The sequence below is a fragment of the Streptomyces sp. cg35 genome (genome assembly GCF_050410835.1).
Lineage (GTDB): Bacteria > Actinomycetota > Actinomycetes > Streptomycetales > Streptomycetaceae > Streptomyces.
This window is the reverse complement of the sequence record NZ_CP191268.1, coordinates 1,299,626-1,324,692: the sequence shown is the minus strand read 5'-3', so window position 1 is coordinate 1,324,692 and position 25,067 is coordinate 1,299,626. Positions and strand designations below refer to the sequence as shown.

Annotated in this window: 24 protein-coding genes; all 24 read left to right on the top strand. The window is 70.9% G+C overall.

Annotated features, from left to right (window positions below):
* Positions 1-3 precede the first annotated feature (3 nt).
* The 24 genes from ACQUQD_RS06370 to ACQUQD_RS06255 all read left to right on the top strand — a co-directional run bounded on the left by ACQUQD_RS06370 (position 4) and on the right by ACQUQD_RS06255 (position 25,059).
* Positions 4-1,893 carry a hypothetical protein gene (locus ACQUQD_RS06370; protein WP_428950962.1) on the top strand — a complete coding sequence of 630 codons (1,890 nt, stop codon included), beginning with the start codon at positions 4-6 and terminating at the stop codon, positions 1,891-1,893.
* Complete coding sequence (locus ACQUQD_RS06365) at positions 1,890-4,694, top strand: phage minor head protein (RefSeq protein WP_428950961.1); 2,805 nt, start codon at positions 1,890-1,892, stop codon at positions 4,692-4,694. The genes ACQUQD_RS06370 and ACQUQD_RS06365 overlap by 4 nt, the downstream gene beginning before the upstream one ends.
* A gap of 17 nt (positions 4,695-4,711) precedes the next feature.
* Entirely contained in the window at positions 4,712-4,933 is a 222-nt protein-coding gene (locus tag ACQUQD_RS06360) for a hypothetical protein (protein ID WP_428950960.1), read from the top strand.
* Positions 4,934-5,174: 241 nt separating this feature from the next.
* Positions 5,175-7,073 (top strand): major capsid protein, encoded by a 1,899-nt coding sequence (locus ACQUQD_RS06355; RefSeq protein WP_428950959.1) that lies wholly within the window; start codon positions 5,175-5,177, stop codon positions 7,071-7,073.
* A gap of 113 nt (positions 7,074-7,186) precedes the next feature.
* Positions 7,187-8,203 carry a hypothetical protein gene (locus ACQUQD_RS06350; RefSeq protein WP_428950958.1) on the top strand — a complete coding sequence of 339 codons (1,017 nt, stop codon included), beginning with the start codon at positions 7,187-7,189 and terminating at the stop codon, positions 8,201-8,203.
* A gap of 6 nt (positions 8,204-8,209) precedes the next feature.
* Positions 8,210-9,151: a hypothetical protein gene (locus ACQUQD_RS06345; RefSeq protein ID WP_428950957.1), complete on the top strand. Its 942-nt coding sequence runs from the start codon at positions 8,210-8,212 to the stop codon at positions 9,149-9,151.
* 35 nt (positions 9,152-9,186) lie between these two features.
* Complete coding sequence (locus ACQUQD_RS06340) at positions 9,187-9,318, top strand: hypothetical protein (RefSeq protein ID WP_428950956.1); 132 nt, start codon at positions 9,187-9,189, stop codon at positions 9,316-9,318.
* Positions 9,318-10,658, top strand: coding sequence for a hypothetical protein (locus ACQUQD_RS06335; protein ID WP_428950955.1), 1,341 nt, complete (start codon positions 9,318-9,320; stop codon positions 10,656-10,658). The genes ACQUQD_RS06340 and ACQUQD_RS06335 overlap by 1 nt, the downstream gene beginning before the upstream one ends.
* 242 nt (positions 10,659-10,900) lie before the next feature.
* The gene (locus ACQUQD_RS06330; RefSeq protein WP_428950954.1) at positions 10,901-11,497 is read left to right on the top strand and encodes a hypothetical protein; all 597 of its coding nucleotides are present in this window, start codon (positions 10,901-10,903) and stop codon (positions 11,495-11,497) included.
* On the top strand, positions 11,494-12,072 hold the full coding sequence (locus ACQUQD_RS06325) for a hypothetical protein (protein WP_428950953.1): 579 nt from the start codon (positions 11,494-11,496) through the stop codon (positions 12,070-12,072). The genes ACQUQD_RS06330 and ACQUQD_RS06325 overlap by 4 nt, the downstream gene beginning before the upstream one ends.
* Complete coding sequence (locus ACQUQD_RS06320; RefSeq protein WP_428950952.1) at positions 12,069-12,230, top strand: hypothetical protein; 162 nt, start codon at positions 12,069-12,071, stop codon at positions 12,228-12,230. Before ACQUQD_RS06325 ends, ACQUQD_RS06320 begins: the two co-directional genes overlap by 4 nt.
* Positions 12,230-12,664, top strand: coding sequence for an HK97 gp10 family phage protein (locus tag ACQUQD_RS06315; protein WP_428950951.1), 435 nt, complete (start codon positions 12,230-12,232; stop codon positions 12,662-12,664). The genes ACQUQD_RS06320 and ACQUQD_RS06315 overlap by 1 nt, the downstream gene beginning before the upstream one ends.
* Positions 12,665-12,730: 66 nt before the next feature.
* Positions 12,731-13,189 (top strand): hypothetical protein, encoded by a 459-nt coding sequence (locus tag ACQUQD_RS06310; RefSeq protein ID WP_428950950.1) that lies wholly within the window; start codon positions 12,731-12,733, stop codon positions 13,187-13,189.
* Between the two features lie 4 nt (positions 13,190-13,193).
* Positions 13,194-13,802 carry a hypothetical protein gene (locus tag ACQUQD_RS06305; RefSeq protein ID WP_428950949.1) on the top strand — a complete coding sequence of 203 codons (609 nt, stop codon included), beginning with the start codon at positions 13,194-13,196 and terminating at the stop codon, positions 13,800-13,802.
* A gap of 1 nt (position 13,803) precedes the next feature.
* On the top strand, positions 13,804-17,202 hold the full coding sequence (locus tag ACQUQD_RS06300; RefSeq protein ID WP_428950948.1) for a hypothetical protein: 3,399 nt from the start codon (positions 13,804-13,806) through the stop codon (positions 17,200-17,202).
* Between the two features lie 15 nt (positions 17,203-17,217).
* The gene (locus ACQUQD_RS06295) at positions 17,218-19,044 is read left to right on the top strand and encodes a hypothetical protein (protein WP_428950947.1); all 1,827 of its coding nucleotides are present in this window, start codon (positions 17,218-17,220) and stop codon (positions 19,042-19,044) included.
* Positions 19,044-20,348 (top strand): hypothetical protein, encoded by a 1,305-nt coding sequence (locus ACQUQD_RS06290; RefSeq protein WP_428950946.1) that lies wholly within the window; start codon positions 19,044-19,046, stop codon positions 20,346-20,348. The genes ACQUQD_RS06295 and ACQUQD_RS06290 overlap by 1 nt, the downstream gene beginning before the upstream one ends.
* Positions 20,335-21,219, top strand: a complete 885-nt coding sequence (locus tag ACQUQD_RS06285) for a hypothetical protein (RefSeq protein ID WP_428950945.1) — start codon at positions 20,335-20,337, stop codon at positions 21,217-21,219. Before ACQUQD_RS06290 ends, ACQUQD_RS06285 begins: the two co-directional genes overlap by 14 nt.
* Positions 21,219-21,935: a hypothetical protein gene (locus tag ACQUQD_RS06280; protein ID WP_428950944.1), complete on the top strand. Its 717-nt coding sequence runs from the start codon at positions 21,219-21,221 to the stop codon at positions 21,933-21,935. The genes ACQUQD_RS06285 and ACQUQD_RS06280 overlap by 1 nt, the downstream gene beginning before the upstream one ends.
* Positions 21,932-22,504, top strand: a complete 573-nt coding sequence (locus tag ACQUQD_RS06275; protein WP_428950943.1) for a hypothetical protein — start codon at positions 21,932-21,934, stop codon at positions 22,502-22,504. The genes ACQUQD_RS06280 and ACQUQD_RS06275 overlap by 4 nt, the downstream gene beginning before the upstream one ends.
* The gene (locus tag ACQUQD_RS06270; protein WP_428950942.1) at positions 22,504-23,124 is read left to right on the top strand and encodes a hypothetical protein; all 621 of its coding nucleotides are present in this window, start codon (positions 22,504-22,506) and stop codon (positions 23,122-23,124) included. Before ACQUQD_RS06275 ends, ACQUQD_RS06270 begins: the two co-directional genes overlap by 1 nt.
* A 1-nt stretch (position 23,125) precedes the next feature.
* Entirely contained in the window at positions 23,126-23,725 is a 600-nt protein-coding gene (locus ACQUQD_RS06265) for a hypothetical protein (protein ID WP_428950941.1), read from the top strand.
* Positions 23,725-24,411 (top strand): hypothetical protein, encoded by a 687-nt coding sequence (locus ACQUQD_RS06260; protein WP_428950940.1) that lies wholly within the window; start codon positions 23,725-23,727, stop codon positions 24,409-24,411. The genes ACQUQD_RS06265 and ACQUQD_RS06260 overlap by 1 nt, the downstream gene beginning before the upstream one ends.
* A 3-nt stretch (positions 24,412-24,414) precedes the next feature.
* A complete protein-coding gene (locus ACQUQD_RS06255) occupies positions 24,415-25,059 on the top strand; it encodes a hypothetical protein (RefSeq protein ID WP_428950939.1) in 645 nt (214 codons plus the stop codon).
* Positions 25,060-25,067: the final 8 nt, after the last annotated feature.

The following is a 25,067-nucleotide window of genomic DNA, read 5'->3' as shown; positions in this document are numbered from 1 at the left end:
GCCTTGCCCCCGCTGCCCAAGCCCCGAGCGTTCCGCGCCGCGTCCCTGATCGCGAGCGCGGAACTCCTGCGTTCCCCGCGCAGAACCACCGCCCGCTCCGTCAACCGCAACCGCTCCCGCTCATCGATCAGCCAGCTGCCGGCCTCGGCGGGCTGGCAGTCCGACGCCTGGGGCTTCTACCGCAAGTGCGGTGAACTGCGACAGGGCGTGCGCTGGCTGTCCAACGCCTGCTCGCGCGCCACGCTGAAACTGGGCACGGTCGACCCGCGCGGCGACGGAACCCCCGTCCCCGTCGACGACCAGGACCTCATCGACCGCTACCTCGGCCAGTGGGCCGGCGGCGCCGACGGGCAGTCAGACCTCCTCGCGCAGATGGCCATCCACTACACCGTCGCCGGTGAGTGGTACCTCGTCGGCTACACCGACCCCGAGTGGGAGCCCAACCCGGCCGACCCCAGCGAGAAGGCCCCCGAGCTGTGGCGCGTCGCCTCGCGCGCCCAGCTCCAGACCACCGGGTCCGGGATCGATGCACCGTTCCGTTTCCAGTACGGCGAGAACCGCTACGTGGATCTCGCCGAGGGCAGCTCGTTCATGTCCCGCATGTGGCGCCCCGACCCCGAACGGTCCTGGCTCGCCGACAGCCCCGTGCAGCCGCTCCTGGCGGACCTGCGCATCCTGTGTGGCCTGACCGCCCACGTCAACGCCACCATCGACTCTCGCCTGGCCGGCAACGGCATCCTCGCCGTCCCGCAGGAAGCCTCCCTGACCGGTGCGGAGACGCCCCCGGAGCTGGACGCCGACGGCAACCCCCGTGATGACGCCGACGAGTTCATGGACGAACTCATCGAGAACATGGTGCCGGCGATCACCGACCGCGACCGCGCCAGTGCTGTGGTGCCGATCGTCCTGCGCGCCAAGGGCGAGGACATCAAGAACATCCAGCACATCGACATCAGTTCCAAGTTCGACGAGCGCGCCAAGGAGCTGTTGGAGCAGGCGCAGCGCAAGGTCGCCATCGGCATGGACGTGCCGCCGACCGTCATCCTCGGCAGCGAGGACGCGAACCACTGGACGAGCTGGCAGATCTCCGAGGAAGGCGTTCAGCTCCACGTCGACCCGCTGCTGACGCTGTTCACCCAGCCGCTGACCGACCGGTACCTGCGCCCCCTGATGTTCGATGACGGCATCAAGGACGCCGGCCGGTACGTCATCTACGCCGACACCACCGAACTCACGCTGCGCCCGGACCAGTCCGAGGACGCCATCCAGCTCTACGACCGGGGCGAACTCTCCGGCGAGGCGATGCGCCGTGAGGTCGGCTTCGGCGACGGCGACAAGCCCAGCGACGAGGAGCGCACGCGCCGCCTGCTGTGGAAGCTCGCCGAGGACCCCCAGCTGGCGCCGGGAATCCTGGCCAAGGTGCTCGGCGTCGACCTCGGGCTGGCACAGAATCCCGCATCCGCCGGACCGGGTGCGGGCCCTGCGGCCGTGGGTGCTGGAGCCGGGCAGCGCCAGGCACCCACGGCCGATACAGGACAGGGCGCCGAACCCCGCGCCCTGCCGACCGACAACGGCGCGAACATGGCGCTGATGGCCGCCGCCGACATGGCGGTGCGCCGCGCCCTGGAAGTCGCCGGCAAGCGCATGACGCCGGGGCGCACCGCGATGGACTCCAACGTCCCCGCCTGGCAGCTGCACACCACGATCCAGGCGCAGACCGACATGGCCCGTCTCCTCGACGGCGCCTGGGTCCACCTCGCCGCCTGCCCCTTCGCCACCTCCGAGGCCGTCGCCGCCGTCGACCGCTACACGCGCCGCCTCATCACCGGGCAGCAGGCCCACGACCCCTCGCTGCTCGCCCGTCACATGCGGGACGCCGGAGTCGTCGCATGAGCCTGGCCCAACTCGTCTCACGGGCGGTGGGCGCCTTCCGCACGCGCCTTGCGGGATGGCTCGCCACTGCCCGTGAGGCTGTCACGCGTCGCGGCCTGGACGGATGGCCCGACACGTGGCCGGCCGAGGTCCCCCCATCGCTGGCACCGTTCATCGTCGAGGCGTACATGAACGGTGCCGGCGGCCTCGCCGCCGCCCACCCCCGCGCCGAGCAGTACGCCCGCGCGGCCGTCGAGCGGATCGCCGCGGGGCACTGGCCCGCCAACACCTACCGCAAGCTCGCCGGCCTGCCGCCCGAGCAGCAGGACACCGTGTTCGACCCCGCCACGCACGAGGCGTGGGCCAACGCCCTGGTGCAGACCGAACTGCGCTCGGCGATGAACGCCGGAACGCTCACCGCCGCGCTCCTCAACGGCGCCGACACCGGCACCCGGATGCTCAAGACCTGGCGCATCCACATGCCGCTCGACGGCCGCACCCGCGACGCCCACCAGCAGGCCAACGGCCAGACCGTGCCCATCGACCAGCCGTTCACCGTCGGCGGCGAACGCCTCATGTTCCCCGGCGACCCCACCTCAGCGAGCCCCGCGCAGACCTGGAACTGCCGCTGCACGCTGCGCCTGACCCCGGCCCCGCTCACCGCATCAGGAGGAACGATGCCCCAGCCCACTCCCGTTGCCGTGCCCGCGCCGGGACCCGACGACATCCGCTGGTCGGGCCCGCTGGCCCCGATCGAGCAGAACAGCGGCGACATGCGCCGCCTGGCCGCAACCCAGCGGCTCGATACCCGTGAACTTCCCCTCCCGTTGCTGTTCCAGCCGTCGCTGGCGGAACGGCACCAAGGCGCTGTGCAGGGGCTGGCCATTCTTCGTAACGCCTGGGTCGAGGGCGGCGTCCTGCACGGCAGCGGCACCTTCGACGGCAGGGACCCGGACGCTACGAAGGTGGCCGACAAGATCCAGCGGGGCTACCTCGGCTGGGTCTCCGTCGACCTCGACAAGGCTCTGATGGAGCTGGACGAGTCCAACCCGGACGAGCCTGTCGAGGTCGTCAGGTCCTGGCGCCTGACCGGCGCCACCCTCGTGGGCCAGCCGGCCTTCGACAAGCACGCCAAGATCCGCATCCTCGACGACGACGAGGACCTGCCCATCGGCCCCCTCATGCAGGACCCGGCCGCGCCCGACGAGCGCGACCCGCTCGCGGCCGACGCCCCGCTGGACGACCCGAGCGTGCCGGAGCTGGACCCCGCCACCGTCGAGGACCAGGACCCCGCCGCCGAGGGCGAGACGCCGGCGGCGAAAAAGGTCCCGCCGCGCCCCGTTCCCAAGGACAAGCCGGCGGACAACGACGCGGACAACGACGCCCCCGAACAGGGCGCAAAAAAGCCCCCGTTCCCGCCGAAGCCGCAGGCAGGCAAGGGTGCGAACAAGGACACCGACGAGGACAACGGCAAGGACAAGAAGAAGGCCAAGGGCAAGCCGTTCGCCCTCGATGCGGCCACCCTCCAGCGGGCCTCGCTCGTGGCCTCCGTCATCCCGCTCGCCCCGCCCAAGGCATGGTTCGCCGACCCCGGGTTCGACCAGCCGACCGCCATGCACGTCACGCCCGAGGGACAGGTCTTCGGTCACCTCGCCACGTGGGACCGCCCGCACATGTCGTTCGCGGGCCGCAACATCTTCGCCCCCAAGTCCCCGACGGGCTATCAGGAGTTCCACGTCGGCAGCGTGCTGACCGCCGAGGGCACCTACCTGTCGGTGGGCACCCTCACCGCGGGCACCAGCCACGCCGAGCACGGGCTCACCGCGAGCGAGACCATGGCCTTCTACAGCGACACCGGCTACGGCGCCGCCGTCGTGCGCGCCGGGGAAGACGCGCACGGCATCTGGGTCGCCGGCTCCCTGGCCCCCGAGGCCACCCCCGAGCAGATCGCCGCCCTGCGCCGCGCCCCGCTGTCCGGCGACTGGCGCGACAACGGCCACGGCCTCGACCTCGTCGCAGCCCTCGCCGTGAACCGACCCGCCTTCCCCGTGCTGCGCGCGAGCGCCTACTGCCAGGACGACAAGGCCCTCTCCCTCGTCGCGGCCGGCGTCGTCTCCGAGGCCGACGCCTTCGGCGACTGGCCCGACGTCCCCCAGCAGGCCATCCCCGGCTCGGGGGAGTGGGCCGCCGCACTGAACCAGGCCATTGCCCCGATGCGCAAGGCCCTGGAAGACATCCGGGCGCTGATGCCCATCGCCGCGCAGCGCGCAGGCCAGAGCGCGCACGCCCAGCGCGAGGACTTCGCCCGCAGCGACGAGCAGCCCCAGCAGCTCTCGCTGGTCACCAAGCGCATGAACGCCGTCCGCACCGCCGGGGTGGAGGCGCGCATGGCCAAGCTGCGCCAGCCGTCCCTCAGCACGGGCACGCGCATCGGTGTCGACGCGCGCGAGAAGGACATGGACGACGCCGACGACGCGGAGGGCGAACTAAGCCCCGACGAGCAGGGCGACATCACCGGCGAGTTCGACGATGACGACCTCGCCGAAGCCGAAGCGTTCCTCAACGGCGGCGGCGACGGCGGACAGGCGTTCAAGCGCAAGAACTGGGTGGAGAAGGCCGGCGGCCTGCCCCGCTACATCAAGCGCGTCGCCAAGCACATCCGCCGGGGCGGGGCCACCGAGTCCCACGCCATCGCCGGCGCGGTGAACCAGATCAAGCGATGGGCGCGCGGCGGCGGCAACGTCAAGCCGGACACCGTCGCCAAGGCCCAGGCAGCGCTGGCCGAATGGAACGCCAAGCGCCTGCTCGGGCGCCGTAAGTAGACAGGAAGGTAAGGCGCATGGGGTGCTGTGGTGGCGGCGGTGGATACCGCGTAGGCCAGTGGAACTCGGGGGAGACCCCGCCCAAGGGGGCCAAGGTGTGGCGGCACCGGTTGCCCGAGGGCGAGACCTTCGACGACGGGAAGAACACCCGCGACTTTGTGACGTGGGTGGAGGCCGACGCCTCGCGCGCTGCGGCCGGCGGCCGGGGCGAGTACTTCCAGGCCGTCGCCGAAGGGTAAGTGTTTTCAAGCGAGTTGGGGTATATGCTCCGACTTGCAGGTGTGTACCACGTTTGTGGCGTTCTGATCCCCCGGGGTTGTGCGGACTCTCCCGGGGGTGAACGCATCTGCATCAACTGAGCGTGTCCGTCTGGCTGTGGGTCGGGGTGCGAGGAAGACCCGTCTGGCTTCGGGCCGGGGTTGCAACAACCGCCCATCGGGCGGTGGTTGAGGCATTTCTCGCCTAAGGACACCACTCGCGATGAACCGCGAACAGCTCACACAGCTTCTCCACCAGCTCTCCGAAGCGGCCGACGACGCAGCACGCGCCGAACTCATCGCCGGCGCTACCGGCGAACTGACCGCCGAGCAGGCCGCCGAACTCGTCGACTCCGGCCTCGGTGCCTACGACGAACTCGTGGACGCCGACGGCTCGCGCACCGACGACGAGGTGCAGATCCTCACGCAGATCGCCGACGTCGTCGAGGCCGCCCGAGGCCGTCAGCAGTCCATCGAGGCCGCCGAGACCGCCCGTCAGCAGCAGATCGCCGACCTTCACGGCCGCATGCGCCCCCAGGGCTCCGAGGAGCCCGCCGAGGAAGGCAGCGACGGCGACGGCGAAGGCGGCGAGCCGGGCGACGGCGAGGGCCAGGAGCCCGCCGAGCAGGCCGAGCCCGCCGAGGCCATCGACCAGCCCGGCCCGGAGGCCGGCGGCGAGCCGGCCGCCGCTGCACCCGCCGCGGGCGTCCCCGTGGCCGCTTCCACCCGTTCCGGTTCCCGCTTCGGCGGCATGCGATCTGACAGGGCGTCTGACGTGCGCAACAACGGCTCCAACTGGTCCCTGACCGCGTCGGCGGACATCCCCGGCTACAACACCGGCCAGGACATCAACTTCGACCAGCTCGTCGACGCCGCCACCCGCCGCATGCAGGCCCTCGCCCGCATCGGCCGCAGCAACGCCGCGACCGGCGGCGTCAACGTCGCGCAGTTCACGCTGAACCGCTCGGACAGCAACCTCGTCGCCCGCGACCTCAACGACTCGCGCGTGCTCGACTACGCCGCCGACGAGCGCCGCCTCAAGGGCGGAAGCCTCGTCGCCGCGTGCGAGGGCACCGTCGCACAGGGGGACATTTGGTGCAGCCCGAGCGACACATTGTGGGAATTCTGCCCGGACATGGCCTCCCGTGAGGGCATCCTCGACCTCCCCACGGTCACGGTGCGCCACGGCGGTCTGCGCTGGCCCTCCACCCCGGACTTCGGCACCGTCTACGACAAGCTCAAGGAGCACACCTGGTCCTGGACCGAGGCGCAGCTCTGCGAGACCGACGACGCCGGCGACCCGATCGAGCGGCCGACGAAGCCGTGCGCCGAGCTGCCGTGCCCGGACTGGAACGAACTGCGCCTCCTGCCGCGCGGCATGTGCATCAAGGCCGACATCCTGCGCAACCACTCCTGGCCCGAGCAGGTCCGCGACTGGACGCAGCGCCTCATGACCGCGCACGAGCACCTGATCAACGCCGACACCATCGAGCGCATGGTCAGCCTCGTCGACCACACCGTCACCTACGCGATCGAGGGCACCGGCGACGACGCCGGCTACCGCACCGGCCCCGGCGCCGTCCCGACGCTGCTCGGCGTCCTTGAGCTCCAGATCGAGAACATCAAGGCCCGCGAGCGCATGGCCCGCGGCACCACCGTCGAGGTCGTCCTGCCCTACTGGGTCCACGGCCTGCTCCGCTCGGACCTGTCCAAGCGCCTCGGTGTCGACCTGATCGCCGTCCCCGACTCGCGCATCAACCAGTGGTTCGCGCAGATGGGCGCCCGCGTCCAGTTCGTCTACGACTGGCAGGACCTCGACACCGCCGACCCGACCACGCTCAAGCAGTGGCCGCAGCAGCTCCAGATCCTCGTCTACACCGCCGGCGCCTACGTCTCCGCGCGCCAGGACATCATCAGCCTCGACTCGATCTACGACAGCGTGAACCTGCTCGGTGACGCCAACCACGCGTCCAACAAGTTCATTTCGCTGTTCACCGAGGAGGGCTTCCTCCTGGGCCGCAAGTGCGGCGTCTCGCGCCTGCTGAAGGTCGACCTGTGCGCCAACGGCGCCACCACCGGCGGCGTGCTGCCGACGGCCAAGCAGCTCTGCCCGGCGGTCTGACCCGCCCTCTGTAGGCACTTTCAACTCCCTGCGCCCCGGCCGAGACCGGGTCTGTTCCCTGCCGGTGGATTCCGGCCGGGGCGCGGGGCCAGCCCACAGAAGGGAGGGCACTCATGACCACCCCCACCGCACCACCGACGTCCTACGCCGCGCTGGTGCAGGTACAGCAGCCGACGCCGCAGGCACGCCGCTACGGCCTCTACTCGGCCGCGACCGTCACCGACGAACGCGTACGGCAGGCGTACGCGACATGGACGACGGACACGTGCGCCGAGGGCGACTACTGGGCGCTGTGCGACCCCGAGCGGCCCGGCCTGGAAGACGGCAACGCCGAGACCAAGCGCACCGACCAGCCTCGCTGGGACACGGCCTGGCCCATCGGCCTGTACGCCGGTCTCGCCTGCGGTGACCTCAACACCGAGGACATCGACCGCCGGGTGCGCGCCCGACTGGACGCGGCCGAGGAACGCCTCATCGAGCGGGCCCTGTGGTCCGACCGGGCGGGCATCCTTCCCTCGCTCAAGTCCGATCGAGCGGTCGTTCTGGCCGGCGCCGACGCCCCGGCCCCCGGCATCACCGAAGCCGTGGCCCTGCTCGAAGAGGCCCTGGGCGGCGCCACCTCGGAGCTGGGCGTCCTGCACGCGCCGCGCCGTCTCGCCGCCTCCGCTAGGGCGAGGAACCTCGCCAACCCGGACGGCCCGCGCCTCAAGTCGCCGCTCGGCGTCCCGTGGGCGTTCGGCTCCGGGTACAGCCTCACCGGCCCCGACGGCACCGCCACACCTGGCACGGCGTGGATCTACGCCACCGGCCAGGTGACCGTGCGACGCGACTCCGTGCAGGTCCTTCCCGGCACGCATCCGCGCACCGCCGGGTTCTTCGACCCGCCCTCGAACACGCACTACGCGATCGCCGAGCGGATCGTCCTGGTCACCTTCGACTGCCCGCTGTTCGCGGTCGCCGTCGCCGACTCCACTCCCGTGGTGCCCGCCCTGCCCGCCCCCACGCGGGTCTCCGCGGTGGGCCTGGAGAGCGACCACACCTCAGCGCTCATCACCTGGGCCCCCGTCCCGGGCGCCGAGGCCTACGACGTCGAGATCGCCCCCAAGACCACTGCCAAGAAAGCCAAGTGAGGAACGATGGCTACCAAGTGCTTTACCCCGGTGCTCGGGCGGCGACTGCGTCTGACCCGCGTCGACGGCTGCGGCCGGCCCATCTACGGAGCCGGCTCCCAGGCCGTGTCCAAGGGCTTCATCCAGGTCACCTACTCGGCCGAGATCGCCGAGGGCGAGGAGATCGAGCAGACCAACGCCGCCGGCGAGCGGTGCGTCTACCTCAAGGTCCCCGACTCCATCAAGTACATCCAGGCGGAGATCCAGTTCTGTGAGGTCGACCCCGGCCTCGTCGGACTGATCAACCCGGCCAACGCTCTGGAGCTGGACGCCAACGGCGACATCGTCGGCTGGCGCGAGTCCGTCGAGCCCTCCGACTCCGGCGGCTTCGCCCTCGAAGTGTGGACCGACGTCCAGGGCGAGTCGGCGTGCGACGACCCGAACGCCACCGGCGCCTGGGGCTACATCCTGTGCCCCTGGCTCACCTCCGGTGTCATGGGCGACCTGGAAATCGGCGCCGCGTCCGTCAATTTTACGTTCACCGCGAACGCCCAGGCCGGCTCGCGCTGGGGCGTGGGCCCGCACAAGGTCGTCGCCAACGCCGCCGGCGCGCCCAGCCCGCTCGCTGCGCCGATCGGCACGAAGGAAGTCCGCCTCATCCGGCAGACCACCATCGCCCCGCCGCCGGCGACCTGCGGAACCACCGACCTGCCCGCCCCGGGCGGCGCCACCCTCACGGCCACCGTGGACGGCACCGACCCGATGAAGTTCACCTTCAAGTGGGACGGCACCGCCGAGGACGGCACCGTCGTCAACTTCGCCTTCGGCGACGGCACCACCGGCACCGCCACGGTCACCGACAACGCCGCCGAGGCCGAGCACACCTACACGCAGGCGGGCACGAAGATCGCCACCGCTACGGCGCAGGGCGAGACGGTCGCGGCCTACGCAAACCCTTCCCAGCCCTGACCGCACCCACCGGCCTGCGCGCCGCCGACTCCGACGTGTCGGACAGCAGCGCGCAGATCCGGTGGGCAGCGGTGCCCGGCGCCGACTCCTACGACGTGAACGTCAAGGAGAAGGCGCCGGGCGGCAACGCCCAGGGACAAACCCCAGATGAGGAAGGAACCGGCTGATGGCGATCGTCACCGGCACCAGCTACACCGCGACCGGCCTCGACCCGGCCACCGAATACACCGTGACCGTCAAGGCGATGCGCGGCGACGTGGAAGGCGCTGCGGCCTCTGCCGACTTCACGACCAAGGGCAACAAGGCCCCGGCCAAGCCGACCACCGTCGCCATCAAGACCGGGCCGACCACCGCGGGCGCGCTCATCAGCTACGCCTCGTCCGGCACCCCGGCCGCGACGAAGTTCGAGTTGCAGCGCAAGCCCAAGTCCGGCGGCTCGTACAAGACCGTCGCCACCAGCGCGGCGGCGTCGGACCGTGAGCTGACCGACCCCGGCCCGCTCACCACCGGCACCACCTACCAGTGGCGCGTGCGCGCCTTCAACGGCGACTCCCTGCCCGCGGACTCCGACGCGGTCGAGGGCACGCCCACCGCGCCCGCGCTCGCCACCCCCGCGCCCGTGCAGGACGGCACCCCGACCACGACCGGGTTCGCGGTGAAGTGGCCGGCCGTCGAGCACGCCGACGCCACCAAGGGCGACAAGGGCTACGACGTCGGCATCACGCCGACCGGTCCCACCGTCAGCGCGGTCGACGTCACCGATCCGGCCAACCCCAAGGTGACCGTCACCGGCGCCCAGGCCGGCACTTCGTACTCGCTGTCGGTCAAGGCCCTCGGCGACGGCACGAACTACACCGACTCGGCGATCGGTACGCGCTCGGTCAACACCGCTGCGCAAAAGCTCACCAAGCCGGTCCCGGTGAAGAAGGGCAACGCCTCCAACTCCGGGTTCTCCGTCGAGTGGCCGGCCGTCGCCAACGTCGATGCCACCAAGGGCGACAAGGGGTACGCGCTGGACATCACCCCGACCGGGCCGACGCTCGGCGCGGTCGACGTCACCGACCCCGCGAAGCCGTTCGTTGCCGTCACCGGGGCAAGCCCCGGCACCGCGTACACGGTCGGCGTCGTTGCCAAGGGCAACACCACCCAGTACACCGACTCGGACAAGGGCACCGTCGCTGTCTCCACGACGGCCGCGAAGCTGACCAAGCCCGTGCCGGTGCAGGACGCGGAACCGACGGCAACCGAGCTGACCGCGAAGTGGCCCAAGGTCGCCAACGTCGACGCCACCAAGGGCGACAAGGGATACACCGTCACCGTCACGCCGGCCGGCCCGACGGTCGGCGCGGTCGATGTCACCACCGACGCCAACAACCCGAAGGTGGCCCTGACCGGGGCCACCGCTGCCACGGAGTACACGGTCAGCGTGGTCGCTAAGGGCAACACGACCAACTACACCGACTCCGACGCCGGCACCGTCGCCCTCACCACCGCGGCGGCCAAGTAGTGGCGGCCGCGACGGAAGGAGCAGTGTCGGGCCCCTGCGGCTGGGAGCCCGACGACCAGTGCTGCCCAGGACGCGAACAGCTCCCTGAGGGCGTGTGGGCTTCGTCCGTCGCGGCGGCCACCGAGATCCTGTACCGCCTCACCGGCTCCCAGTTCGGTGCATGCGGCAGGGTCGTGCGCCCGTGTCACACGCCGTGCCCCACGCAAGGCTGCGACGTGTGTCCGGGCGGCGGCTCGGGCTCCATGGGCGCCCCCTGGCGCCCGTGGGTGGTGGGCGGCGACGTCTACAACTTCACCTGCACGCAGGGCGCCGGCTGCGGCTGCGGCCCCGCCGTGCCGACGGTGCGTCTGGCCGGCCCCGTGCACAAGGTCGTCGGCGTCGTCGTCGACGGCACCGAACTGCCCGCCGACGCCTACGCCGTCTACGACCAACGGGACCTCGTACGTCTCGACGGCAAGGGCTGGCCGTGCTGCCAGCGTCTCGACAAGCCGCTCACCGAGCCGGGCACGTGGGCAGTGAACTACGAGCGCGGAAAGCCGCTCAGCGTCGCGGGCAGACGCGCTCTGGGTGCTCTGGCATGTGAGTTCACGCGCCTGTGCGTCGGCGACAAGTGCCGCCTGCCGTCCCGGGTCACCAACGTCAGCCGCGACGGCGTCACCTGGCAGATCGACCCCAGCACCTTCTACGCCGAGGGCCTGACCGGCATCACCGAGGTCGACCTCTGGATCAAGGCCGTCAACCCCCACCAGCGCCAGCGCCGCGCCTCCAGCCGCAACATCGACCGCCCGTCGCCCGGCCGCGTGCGCAGCTTCCCGCGCGACACCTGGGGGAGCCCGTGATCATCACCCCCGCCGGGCGCCCCAAGTCGCCGTACGGCGTCATGCTCGCCCAGCTCGTCGCGTGCATCTGCCAGCGCTACGCCACCTACGACATGCCGCTGTGCGTGTGCGAGATGCGCCACCACGGCACCCTGCTCATCCCCGACAACTGCGCCGACGCGTGCGCGTGCCGCGACGGCGCCGACGGCGTCCTGTACGGCCGCACAGTGGAGATCCGCCCCTACCAGGACGGCACCGAGAACAGCCGGCCCTGCGCCGATCCGATGGTCGAGGTGGAGTTCGCCTTCGCCGTCTACCGGTGCGTGCAGCTCTCCCAGGACGGCTCCGCCCCGCCCTCGGAGGTGGCCGGCAACGAGGCCCACGACTTCCTCGTGGACGCCACCCTCCTGCGCGCCGCCCTCCTGTGCTGCGACCTGTGGCAGGACGACGAGTTCGAGTCCTGGCGCCCCCGCCTGTCGACGTGGACGCCGATGTCCGGCGGCAACTGCGCCGGGGGAGAGCAGCGCCTCATCGTCGCCGGCCGCGAGCGTCTGGGCCGCCTGACCTTCGAGCCTGTCCCCCTGGAGGCCCCGTGAGCGAGCAGCGTGTCACCGTCCGCGTGGAGAAGCGATTCGCCGGCGGCCCCGAGATCGGCTCCGTCGTCACCGTCACCCGCACCCCGTTCCTCGACAACCTGATCCGCAGCGGCATCCTCACCGTCGTCCACCTCCCGCACGAGCCGGGGGAGGACTGATGGGCGCCGTCACCCTCAACGAGGCAGAGATCAACCGGCTGTTGTACTCGGCGGCCGGTCCGGTGCACCGCAAGGTGTACGAGGTCGCCCGCGCGGTGCAGGACTCCGCGCGCGCCTCGATCAACTCCGACAGCGGGCGCCTGGCCGCCTCGATCCGCGTCGTCGTGCAGGGCCAGCCCTCCCGGCAACGGGTCCACGCGCGCATCGGGACCAAGCTCGATTACGGCTGGTACCAGGAAGTCGGTACCGGCATCTACGGGCCGACCCACCGCCTGATCACCCCGCGCAGCGCGAAGGCGCTCCGGTTCCGTCCCCGCGGCGGCGGCAAGGTCGTGTTCGCCAAGTGGGTGCGCGGGTCCAGGCCGCAGCACTTCATGGTCAACGCCCTGCACCGAGCGTCCCCGTGGCCCGTGCGGGAGTACCCCGTGTCCTGAATGTCCGGTCAGCCACGCCAAATGGCGTGATTCAAGATTCAACCATCACTCGAGGATGCACAACTCATGGCGCTGCAATTCACCACCGGAGACGACTCCGCCAAGGAACTGGCCCCGCCGGTCCCGATCGACCTCGACGAGCAGGAACTCACCGCGTACTGCCCCAAGTCCCGCGCCTGGTCACGCCTGCTCGGCTCCCTGTCGACCGCCGCCACCACGGCGGACGAGCAGTTCGCCATCGGCTCGTTCATGGACGCCTGCTTCGACGACCAGGACCGCATGTACCTGGAGCGCCGCTTCCGCGACCGCAGCGACCCGCTCGACGTCGAGATCATGGTCGAGATCTTCACCGCCGTGCTGGAGGAGTGGGCGCCCTACATGGCCGACGAGGTCGAGCGCGTCCAGGAGGCCCGCGCCACCGTCGGCACCCGCAACCGGGCCGAACGCCGCGCCGTCTCCTCCCGCAAGCCGTCCCGCCCGCGCGCCTCCAAGCCCAAGCAGACCGCCGCGCAGAGCGCCGAGTAGCCGCATGGAAGACCAGGGCGCCCCCTACTGGGACAACGGACCGGCCGACCCGCCGTTCCTGCTGGCCATCTCCGACCAGGAGTTGACCGTTCCCCGCGTCGACACCGGCTGGTGGCTCGGCGCCCTGGCCGACGGTGACTGGGCCACCGTCGTGCGCCTCATCGACGAGCACAACGACCGCACGCTGACCGAGCTGGTCGCCGACGAGGAGTGGGACACCGACGACCTGCACCGGCTCGGCTGCGCTGTCGCCGAGACCGTCGCCGGATGCCCCTGGCCCATGGCCGTACGCCTGGCCCAGCACGCCACGTCCGTGCCCTGGATCGACTTCGCCGCACCGATGTTCAGCCTCGCCCCCGACCTCGACCCCATGAACGCCCCCCTGCGACAGGTCCTCGCCGGCCTGTGGGCGCTGCTGTTGCAGGGCGCCGAGAAGGACGCCGACCGCACCCGGCTGCGCGCCCAGTACACCGCCGCCGACGGCACCAACGCCCCGCCCAACCCGAAGTCCGCCAAGGGAGCGCCGACCATGTCCGGAAGCAAGTACCGCCGCTTCTCCGACGCCGAGGCCGCCGCCGCGTTCCGCGTCGCGGCCACCGAGAAGGTGGGCTGACATGGCGCTCGCCGAGGCGATGGTCGACATCAACGCCGATACCTCGAAGTTCAAGCGGACCCTGCGCCGCGAGTTGCGCAACCACTCCATCGACATCCGCCTCAACGCGGACTGGGCGGAGTTCAAGGAGCGCCTGCGCCGCCTGTCCGGGCAGGTCGAGGTCAAGCTCATCCCGAACATGAAGGAGCTGCGCGCCCGGCTGCGCGCAGCGAAGTTCAACGCGCAGGTGGCGCTCCAGCCCAACCTGACCGCGATCCGCACGACGCTCGCGCGGGCCCTGCTGCGCGCCGAGGTCGAGCTGATCCCCGACCTCACCCTGCTGCGCGCCCGCCTGGCAGCCGCCCGCCTGCGCACCTCCGCCGACGTCGACGGCGACACCTCCCCGCTGCGCACCACCCTGCGCAACACCCGCCCCGACCCCGTCCGGGTCCCGATCACCATCGACGAGCGCGGCTTCCTGTCGCGGATGAACACCATCGGCAAGCGGGCCGCCAGCCTCATCGCCCCGATGGCCAAGTGGGGCTCCATCGGCGCCGCCGTCGCCGTCCTGGGAACACAGCTCGCCGTCACCACCGGTCAGGTCATCCAGTTCACCGGCGCCCTGGCCCCGCTGTTCGGCATCCTCGCCGCCGGCCCCGCCGCACTGATGGGCATGGCCGCCGCCGGCGGCGCCCTCTACGCCGCGTTCGACGGCCTGAAAAAGGCCGTCCAGCCCCTCTCCGGCGACTTCAAGCGCCTCAAGAACGAGGCCTCCGACGCCGCGTTCAAACAGCTCTCGGCGGAGATCAAGGGCATGACGCCGTTCATGTCCGTCCTGCGTACGGGCATCACCGGCATCGCCACCGAGTGGGGCCGCGCGGCGGCTGAACTCGCGAAGTACGTCAAGTCCCAGTCCGGCATGCAGGCCGTCGGCGCCGTGCTGCGCGCCGCTCGTCAAGCCGTGGCCGGACTCGCGGACGGCATCCGGCCCGTCACGGCCGGGTTCATGGACATGGCCGAGGTCGTCTCTAACGCCTTCGGTAAGCGCCTGGGCGACGCCATCGCCTCCGGGTCGCAAAAGCTCGGCGACTGGATGGCCCAGGCCGCCCGCTCGGGCGACGCCATCAAGTGGGTCGACTCCGGCATCAAGGCCTTCAAGCAACTCGGCTCCATCCTGCGCGACATCGGCGGCATCATGGCCGCCGTCTTCCGCGCCGCGTCCGACTCCGCGGGCGACTACATGTCGACCATCGGCGAAGTCCTCAAGTCGACGCACGAGTTCCTCGACTCCGCCAAGGGCCAGTCCTCCCTGCGCTCGCTGTTCCTCAGCCTCCAGGAGATCGGCAAGCAACTCGGCCCCGTCTTCCGCCAGCTGATCACCACCATCGGGCAGGTCGCGCCGGTCGTCGCCGATCTCGCCGTCGCGCTCGGCCCCGGCGTCGCCGCCGCGATCAAGGGCATCGGCGACGCCGTCACCGCCGCCGGCCCCGGCCTGACCGAGTTCGGCCGCGCCCTGTCCGAGGCCGTCGCCCAGCCCGCCGTACAGGAAGCGCTGCGCTCGATCGGCGAAGCGCTCGGCAACCTCGCGACCGCCGTCGCTCCCATGCTGCCGCCGCTGGCCGCATCCCTGGCGACCGTCGCCAAGGCCCTGGCCGACATGATCAGCGCCGCCCCGCCCGGCGTTCTGCAGGCGCTCGTGACCGCACTGGTCGCGCTCGCCGCGGTGAAGTTCGTCGCGACCGGCATCAACCAGTTCGCCACCGGCCTGCGCACCGTCACCACCGCAGCCGGCACCGTGCGCTCCGCCGTCACCGGCACCGTCGGCGTCCTGGGCCGGTTCGCCTCCGGCTTCCGTGACTCCCAGGCCGCCGCGTCCGCGTTCTCCGGGACGGCCGGAACCATCGGCGGCAAGGTCCGCCAGATCGGCTCCGCGATGGTCTCCGGAGTCCAGGCCGCCGCCTCCTTCACCGCGTCCATGGTGCGCGCCGGGGCCGCCGCCGCGGCCTCGCTCGCGCGCGGCGCCGCCTCCGCTGCTGTCTCGGCCGCGCAGATGGCGGCCGGCCTTGCCCGTGCCGGTGCCGCTGCTGTGCTGGCCGGAGCGCAGACCGCTGCCGCCGCCGCGCGGATGCTCGCGATGCGGGCCGCGCAGATGGCCGTCGCCGCCGCGACCGGCATCTGGACCGCCGCACAATGGCTCCTCAACGTCGCCCTGACGGCCAACCCCATCGGCATCGTCGTTGTGGCCGTCGCGGCGCTCATCGCCGCCATCGTGCTCATCGCGACCAAGACGACCTGGTTCCAGACGGCCTGGCAGGCCATGTCGTCGGCCCTGGTCACCGCCTGGAACGCGTGCTGGGCGGCCCTGCAAGTCGGCTTCCAGGCCCTGATGACCGCCCTGACCGCCGTCGGAACGTTCTTCTCCTCGACCCTGCCCGGCTTCTTCACCGGCGCGTTCTCGACGATCACCTCGACCGTCAGCTCGTGGGTGTCGACCATCGTCGGGTTCTTCACGTCGCTGGTCTCCTCGACCGTCGCGACCGTGTCCGGCTGGGTCTCCTCGGTCGTCGGGTTCTTCACCAACCTGTGGTCGCAGGCCACGGCGATCGTCTCGGCCGGCGTCTCCGCCGTGGTCAGCTTCTTCGCCCAGCTCCCCGGCCGGGCGCTCGGCGCCATTCAGTCGCTGCTCGGGTCGGTCGGCTCGTTCTTCTCCTCGCTGTGGGCGCGGGCCCGTTCGCTCACGACGGCTGGCGTCGCCGCGGTGGTCGGGTTCTTCCGGTCGCTGCCCGGCAAGGCGATGTCCGCGATCAACGGCCTGCTCTCCCAGATCGGTTCGTTCTTCACCCGGGTCTGGCAGGCCGCCCGCTCGAAAACGACGTCCGGGATCTCGGCGGTCGTCGCGCTGGTGCGCTCGGTGCCCGGCAAGATCGTCTCCGCGCTGGGGGACCTGGCAGGCAAGGTCGGCGGCGTCTTCCAGAAGGCCTGGGACGCAGCGAAACGCATCGGCGGCCAGGTCCTCAACTTCGCCAAGGAGCTGCCCGGCAAGGTCGTCTCCGCCATGGGCGACATCGGCTCGAAGATCGCCTCGACGATCAAGAACAAGGTGCCCGGCCCGCTGCGGAAGTTCCTGCCGTTCGCCAACGGCGGCATCGTCACCGGCCCCACCCGCGCCCTGATCGGCGAGGCCGGGCCCGAGGTCGTCGTCCCGCTGTCCAAGCCCCGCCGCGCCCGCGAGCTGCTGTACGCCTCCGGCGCGGCCCGCCTCCTCGCCCAGGACCGGGGCGGCGACAAGGCGTGGGACAAGGCCGCACGCGACGCCGTCCAATCCGGCCCGCAGATCGGCACGTTGCAGGTCATCACCCCCGCCCAGGACCCCGAAGCCGTCGCCCTCGCCGTCGCCGCACGCATGGCGCGCGCCGCCTAGATAAGGAGCTGGACTGTGGCCTACGTCGGCTATCTGGATCTCGGCACCGTGCCGCTGATCGACAACTACCTGACCTACCAGCTCGCCGCCGAGGCGGGCCTGGCCGGAGTGCTGCTGTGCGAGCCGTGCGACGTCCCGCCGCCTGCCTGGCGCAACCGCGACGTACGCGTGGCCCCATGGTGGGACGACGCCGTGCCCGCGAGCCGGGAGTTCCTGGGGCTGACCGGGCTGGAGTTCACCGGCCTGTCCTTCCCCACGCGCAGCCGTGAGGTGACCTCGCTCGCGCACGCCGGCGGCACCCTGGGCCGCCTGACCGCAGGCCACCGGGAGATCGGGGTACGGGCCTCCGCGCTCGCCCTGTCGGATGCCGGCATGTCCTACGGCATGGCCTGGCTCGCCTGGGCGCTTCGGCACGCAGACCAGACCAGCGACGGCACCTCGTGCGGCACCTGCGCCGGGTCCACGGCGCGCATCCTGGCCTACTGCCCGCAGGACCCCTCCGACGAGTCGGCGTGGCGCACGATGTACGAGGTGGGCCTGCTCGAATGGCCGGCCGACCCCAAGCTGGGGCGCGGCGCTGCCTCGTGCGCGGGCGGCCGGGTCGTGACCGGCGAACTGAACTTCACCCTCGCCGCCGGACGCCCCTGGCTCCACGGCCCGCTCGTCCCCCTGGCAACCAACCTCGGGTTCTTCACCCCGACCCGCTGGCCGTGCCAAGGGTGGGTGGCGCACAAGCCCGGCACCAAGGGCAACCCGCTCGACTGCGAAGTGTCCGTGCTGGACGAGTGCATTCAGTGGATGCCGGCCGAAGAGGGCTACTGCTACACCGACTCCTGCACCCACATCCGCGCCAACGTGTTGGACCCGGTGCAGACCACCGGCACCGGCACCACCACCCTCGGATACAAGCTCGCCTCCGCAGGCGGCAACCCCGGCAAGCTCGCCGTGGTCGAGGGCCGCGTCGGTATCCAGAACGCCGCCGACGTCAACGTGCGCGTCCTGTACCAGCACCCGACCTTGGCGGGCTGGCCCGTGCGCCCCGGGCACACCGTCACCTTTACGGCGGCCATCGCCGCCTCCGCGCGCATCGCCGCCTCCCTGGTCTGGCTCAACGGCGACGGAACCGAGATCGGCCGCACGCAGGAAGCCGACCCGGGATCGGGCATCGCCGAGGGCCCGGCGCCGGAACTGGCCCGCTACGTACGCCCCGAGATCATGTTCATGGACCGCCTCGGGGCCTGGCAGGCCATCGGGGCTGCGGAGATGCTCGCACTGCCCCCGGGAACGCGCCCAGGGGGCGTGTGTGACCCCAACCCGTACACCGGGGCACCCAAGCCGCCCCCCACGCTGCCCGTCGCGGGAGACCCGGCCTCGTGCATCGCGACGCTCACCCCCGCCTACGCGTCCACGCACGTCGACGCCGGACGCGCCCCCACCCACGCCGACATGGTGCCCTCCATCGTCGTGCACGCCGGCGCCAAGCCCCTCAAGAAGTTCTCCATCAAGATCTACCGCTCCACCCCGGGCGGAACGTGCGAGCCCGAGAACCTCGACGAGTGCGACCTCGTCGCCCAGTTCGGCGTGCCCTACCTCGGCGCCGGCACCGTGCTGTCGATGGACGGCCGCGCCGGATGCATCACCAAGATTTGCCCCGACGGCAGCACCGAGGAGAACGTCACGCTGTTCAACGGCACCGGCCGCCCGATCCGCGAACTGCCCACTTTCTCGGCCGCCGAGTCGTGGTGCGTCGTCGCCATCGCCGACCGCGGGGAGATCGTCGACCCCGAGTCGGTCACCGCCACCATGTCCATCATGGCCTCGCCCCGCTGGGAGGCCGCCTGATGGCCGCCTCGCTCGGCTGCGCCGAGGAGTACCTGATCGTCCTGCACTACCGGGGCGGCCCCCACAAGGGCATCGCCGCCGTGGTGGAGCGACCCGTGTCCATCAAGTGGCAGCGCATCCTCGACGGGATCAGCGCCTGTCAGATCGTCGTCTCTAAGCCCCTGTGCGGCTCGCTCACCAAGGCCCTCGACCCGTCCATCGTCCAGAACCCCGAGTGGGCCTACGAGATCACCGTCTACCGCGACCAGGACGTGGAACCGGTCTGGTGCGGCCCGCTGGTCACCTACACCGAGACCCGCACCACCATCACCCTCGCCGCCGCCGACCTGCTCGCCTGGCTCAAGATGCGGCCCATCCCGGTCGACTACCGCTACACCGGCAAATCCAGCCTCGACGCCTCCGAGCTGGCCGCCTGGGTCATGAACGAGGCCTACGCGTTGGACGACCCGGACGCGCGCGCCGGCATCGTCGTCACCGCCGCGGGCATCCCCGCATCCCGCAGGGGCCAGGCGTACACCGAGGTCGCCTGGGACGCCATCAACGCCCTGACGACCGCGCACATCGACCTCACGTGCGTCGTGCGCACGATCCTCGTCGGGCCCGAGCAGCACTCGGTCCTGGGCCGCGTCCTGCACCTGACCGAAGAGGACTTCGCCGGGTCAGACGGCCCCACCATCGAGCGCGACGGCTACTCGGCCGCGACGATGTACACCGCCCGCGCGCAGGGCATTCAGGGCGTGGCCGCCGACCCCAACGCGGCCAACCCGACCAACTCCAACTGGGTCGACATTCACGCCATCAAGAAGGAAGGCGAGGACGGCACCCCGGAGCTCACGCAGCCCGACAAGATCCCCGACGCGGCCACGGTGCAAGCGCAGACCCCGCCCAACCTGGCGACCGTCGGCGGCACCGAGACGGGCTGGCGCGGCCTGCTGTGGCAGCAGCGCGGCATGCAGGGCACCCGCCTCATCGACGAGGTCACCCTCACCGCCCAGCGCGGCCTGCGCCGAGGACGCCACCCGCACTACCTGCGCATGGAGTCCAGCCAGCTGTCGCCGCGCGCACCCGTGCCGATGACCGACCTGATCCCCGGCGCGCGCGTGATGCTCCACCTCGACGAGACGTGGGTGCGCCCGCTGAACACACCGATGCGCCTGACGAACGTGGACGTGACCTTCGATGCGAAGGGCGAACACGTCTCGATTGCCTGCGAGCCGGTCTCCATCAACGTGGAAGACCCCAGCGATGAAGACGACATGAGCGACACCGACGACGACGCGGAGGCCGCCCGTGGCACGCGCTGACAGCCTCTCCGGCACCCCCGATCCGCTCGCGCTCCCGGAGTTGCTCAACCAGCTCACCGAGCGTGTCACCGCGCTGGAGCAGGGCATCGGCGGCGGGTTCCTACTCGCCCCCGACGCCGAGGCCGACGACATCCTGAACGTCGAGACCAACGACGGCAGCAAACTCCAGATCTTCCCGCCGCTGGTGACCCCGCAGATGATTGCGGAGATCTGGAAGGAGATCACGCCCGAGGTCGTCCAGTTCCCCCTGAACCGGGGCACCGCCGAGATCACCCGGGTCGGCCGGCGCGTGTGGCTCGTCGGCCAGGCGCAGCCCATCAACGCCCCTGACTGGCACAACGGCACCAACGTGATCGGCACCGTGCCCGAGGAGTTCGCGCCCACCGAGTGGCAGTCGTTCCCGTGCAGCTGTGAGGCGCGCTACGACCACCAGCCGCGCACAACGCGCTGCGACATCAACGACGCCGGCCAGATCCGCTTTTACTCGATCCCGGCCTCACGCGTCGACCCCAAGCGCGTGGTGGTCACCATCGAGCAGCCCGGCCAGCGCACCGACCAGGGCGGCGAACACCAACACGGCTCCACCGGCAGCGCCGGCGGGCACACGCACAGCGGCAACACCGGCGCGGCGTCGACCGGAACCGCGCACACGCACCCCACCGGCGGCAACAACCCCGGCGGGCACACGCACACCACCTCGCCCAGCTCGACGCACTCGCACTGGATGCCGGGACAGACCTTCTACACCCCGCACACCTACGACCAGGGCGCCACGCTCGTACCGGACACCGCGAAATACCCGAACTGGGTCAACATCGTGGCGACTTGGACTCTTGCCGGTAAGGACCAGACGGAAGGGTCGGCCACCTGATGCGCGGCTGCATTACCGATGACTTCACCCTCGAAAACGGGCGCGTGCTCACCCTGCGCGGGCCGGTGCCCGGCGTGCGGCAGGGCAGCCGGTCGGGCCTGTTCCGCGACCCGCTGGGGCTGCGGCGCGGCGAGCTGGCCGGACGGACGCTGCAAGAGGTCCGCTCCACCGCGACGATCACCCCGCCGCAGATGAACGCCGGCGAGCTGTGGAAGGTGCCCGAGCCGAACCTCACCGCCGCGCAGCCGGCCGCCGGACAGCCGTGGGCGGTCGTCGGCACCTGGGCGCTCAACTGGGCAGGGCTCGTGCCCGCGACGCGCGGCGACCTGATCATGTGGGCCGACCCGTCGTGCTTCCAGCCGTTTCCCGCGCGGCTGCGCTCGGTCAACCGCACCACGGTCACCGGGTTCACGTCGTCGACCATCTGGGCCGGATCGCAGATGTGGCCGGTAGCGCAGGTCATGAACGGCGACGAAGCCTCCGTCGCCCTGTTCCACAACGCCTTCGTGGAGAACGCGACATTCGCCCTGTGGGGCCTGGACCACATCACCGCTTCGTTCCAGGGGTTCGTGATGCCGCTGGCGGACGTTGCAAGGCCGCGCACGATCGGCGAGGCGATCCAGGCCGCGCCGGGCGGAGACACGATTCAGGCCGTCATGGACGCGGCCACCGCAACGACCGTGCGCACGGTCATCGACGAATGGAGCACGCCGTGAAGACGACCCCCACCTACGGGCTTCCGTACCTGACGGGCGAGGACACCAAGACGGACTGGGTGGCGTACTGGAAGCAACTCGCCGACAAGATCGAAGAGGTCATCAAGGAACACGGCGGCGGCGGAGGCACAGGCTCCAAGGCGGCCATGGCCAAGCTGAACGCGGGCTACGCGGTGCCGCCGGCCACGTTCACCGGCCGGGCGCCGATCACCGGGACCGGACAGACCGGCGGGTTCACGTTCTCCTCCACCGGCATCATCGTGCCCGAGGACGGCGTCTACTCCGCGGCGATCTGGGCCACTTTCGGCCGCTCCACCACCACGACGGCCACACAGCTCGGCATGGGCGTCGTCTCCCGCGCGACCGGCACCCCGACCACCGGCGACAAGATGAACGACTGGTTCCCCCTCGACGCGCAGCGCACCGGCAACTTCGGCATGACCATCTTCGGCGGTGCACGCCTGGCCGCAGGCGACGGCGCGTACTGCATGGTCCGCGTCTCCACCTCCGGCGACAACAGCTTCGTGGTGAACAACGGCACCATGGTCGTCACGAAGGTGTCGGACTGATGGGCCTGCCGATCGTCACCGATCCGTGCCTGAACCCGGCACTCGGGGTGGGCACCGACAACGAGCTGGACATGCGCATCGGCGACGACCCGCGCCCCCCGACGTTCCCGACCGAGCGCGGCGTCTACCTCGACACCGACCTCGGCCTGTGGGCGGACCCGGCGCCGACGTACACGCACAAGACCGCCACCGGCAGCGTCTCCGAGTACCTGCTCGAAGCCAAGAAGACCGTCAACTTCGCTGCCACGGTGCTGGACATCGACCCCTCGCCGGTCCACACCGTCCTCGTCTCCGGGGTGCTCTGGGCCCGGGTGTACGGCGAGCGCCAGGACGCCACCGCAGACGGCGTCGGCAACCTGAAACCGCGCCTGGCGGTCACCGCGGGCGACGAGACGATCGCCGGCCACCTCGACAACATCCTCGCCTCGGGAAGCGGCATCGCCCCGGTGTGGGGGGCCTCGGTCCAGGTGCCGTTCCGTGTCGTGCTCCCGCCGGCCGTGCGCAAGCCCCTGTCCGGCGCGCTGCGGGTGCAGTCGTCCATGAACGCGTCGTGGAAGCTCACCTTCACCTTCCGCCTGCTGACGGCGACGGCCGTCACGATCCGCCCCGAGGGGAGCTGACATGGCCGACGAGGTGTCCTACAACCCCGACCTGTTCCAGGTCACCGACGCCGGCGACCTGGCCGTGAAGGCCGAGGTACGCAAGTGGCCCTATCCCGGGGTGAGCCTGTCCCAGGGCAACGGGCTGAAGTACGACGCGAACGGCCTCTTCGTCGATGTGCCGCCGACCGTGTCGCTGCTCTCCGAGATCTGGAACGCCGTGGACGGGGCCGGGCCCGTCGACATCGCCTCCGCCGCGTCCGGGACGCTGCCCATCCCGCAGGTGGGCCTGGCGGCGTTCACCAAGGACGCGGTGGTGGTCGGCGGCTGGCACCTGACCTGCTGGTACACGCTCGACGACGCGGCGACGGCCGAGGGGTACGTGACGCTCAAGCTCACCGACAAGGCGCTGCCGCTCAACGCCGTGAGCGCCGTGGGCAACACGCGACAGGGCCTCGTCCGCCACTGCGCGGCGTTCATCCCCGTGGAGCGCGATGTGGCCGGCGGGCAGGCGTTCACCACGGCCGTGGCGGCACAGATCAACAATCAGACGGGCGGACCGGTGACGGTGGACTTCCGCGCTCACTTCTCCGCGTACGTGATGGAAGGAGTGACGTTCTAGTGCCTGACCTGAATTGCTACGGGAAGAGCCTCAAGACGGTCAACGGCGTCCTGGAGGTCAAGGGCCCCACCGAGGCGGCGTGGCCGCTCAAGCGGCCCATCACCGAGGCCAACGCCCTGCACGTCGACGAGTCGGGCGGCATGTGGGCGCACGACTACCAGATCCGCGCCATGCGTCCGGCGAAGGCCAAGCCCGACGACGAGCTGTACAAGATCACCAACCCGTCGGTGGTCGGGGAGAACCGGAACTGGCTCGGCCCCGACTTCAAATGGACCGTCAAGAACGACAACATGGCCGGCGATCTCGTCGTGCACGGCTCGTGCCTCATGTACGGCGTGATGCGCGGCTTCCAGAACAACGCCTGGGTCGAGCCCCTGATGTGGGTCGACGACGCGGCCCCGCCGGCGCGCGGCTACGACTGGCCGCGCGTGGGCGGCCAGCGCGCGGTGTTCAACTTCTCCGTGTTCTTCAACGGCACGTTCCCCTTCACGCTGACCGTCGGGCCGGGCAAGTCCGTCGACCTGCACCGGGCCGTGGGCGCATGGGTGGAGTACAGCAAGGACTGGCGGCCGGGCCCCGACGCCTATGTCGACCTCACCATCCGGTGCCGGGCCGTCGGCTACCTGGCCCAGCCCGCCCCCACCGGCCCCTCGGCGCTCAACAGCAGCACCAGCAAGGGGGCATGAGCGATGGCACGGAACGCAACGATCTGCACGGGCCCGTCGTTCGGTGTCGACAACACGGGCACGCTGCGCATCCGCCAGCCGCAGGAACGGCCCTGGCCCTACGACATCGCCATCGACCAGGGCAACGGCCTGTTCGAGGACCAGCAGCAGGGCCTGTGGGTGCCGCCGCAGGACAAGAACACCATCCGCCGTGACCCCGACCAGTACCAGAGCGTCAACGTCTCCACCGTCGGGGTGGCACCCAAGGACGAGGTCCAGTTCCAGTTCGACGACGTGTCGGTGACCAACCGGGGCGCCGGCCGCATGCGCGTCCACCTGATGCTGCACATGCGCACGTACGTCACGATGTCGGACAACACCACGAACAAGAACGTCGGCGCCATCGACGCGAAGGTCTGGTACGACACCGACCCTGAGCCGCAGACGTGGGAGGAGTACGCGACGGCGTTCTCCGGCAGCTTCTCCTGGCGGCACACCTTCATCGTGGACGCCTCGACGTGGGCCGAGCCACAGCAGACCCGCACGATCCACTCCGCGATCCGCTACCGCAACGCGGAAGGGTCGGTGAACCAGACGGTTCAGTCGATGGAGATGAAGCCGGTCGGGTTCACGTTCATCCCGTTCCCCAACGAGACGGGGCTGAAGTAGTGGCCGGC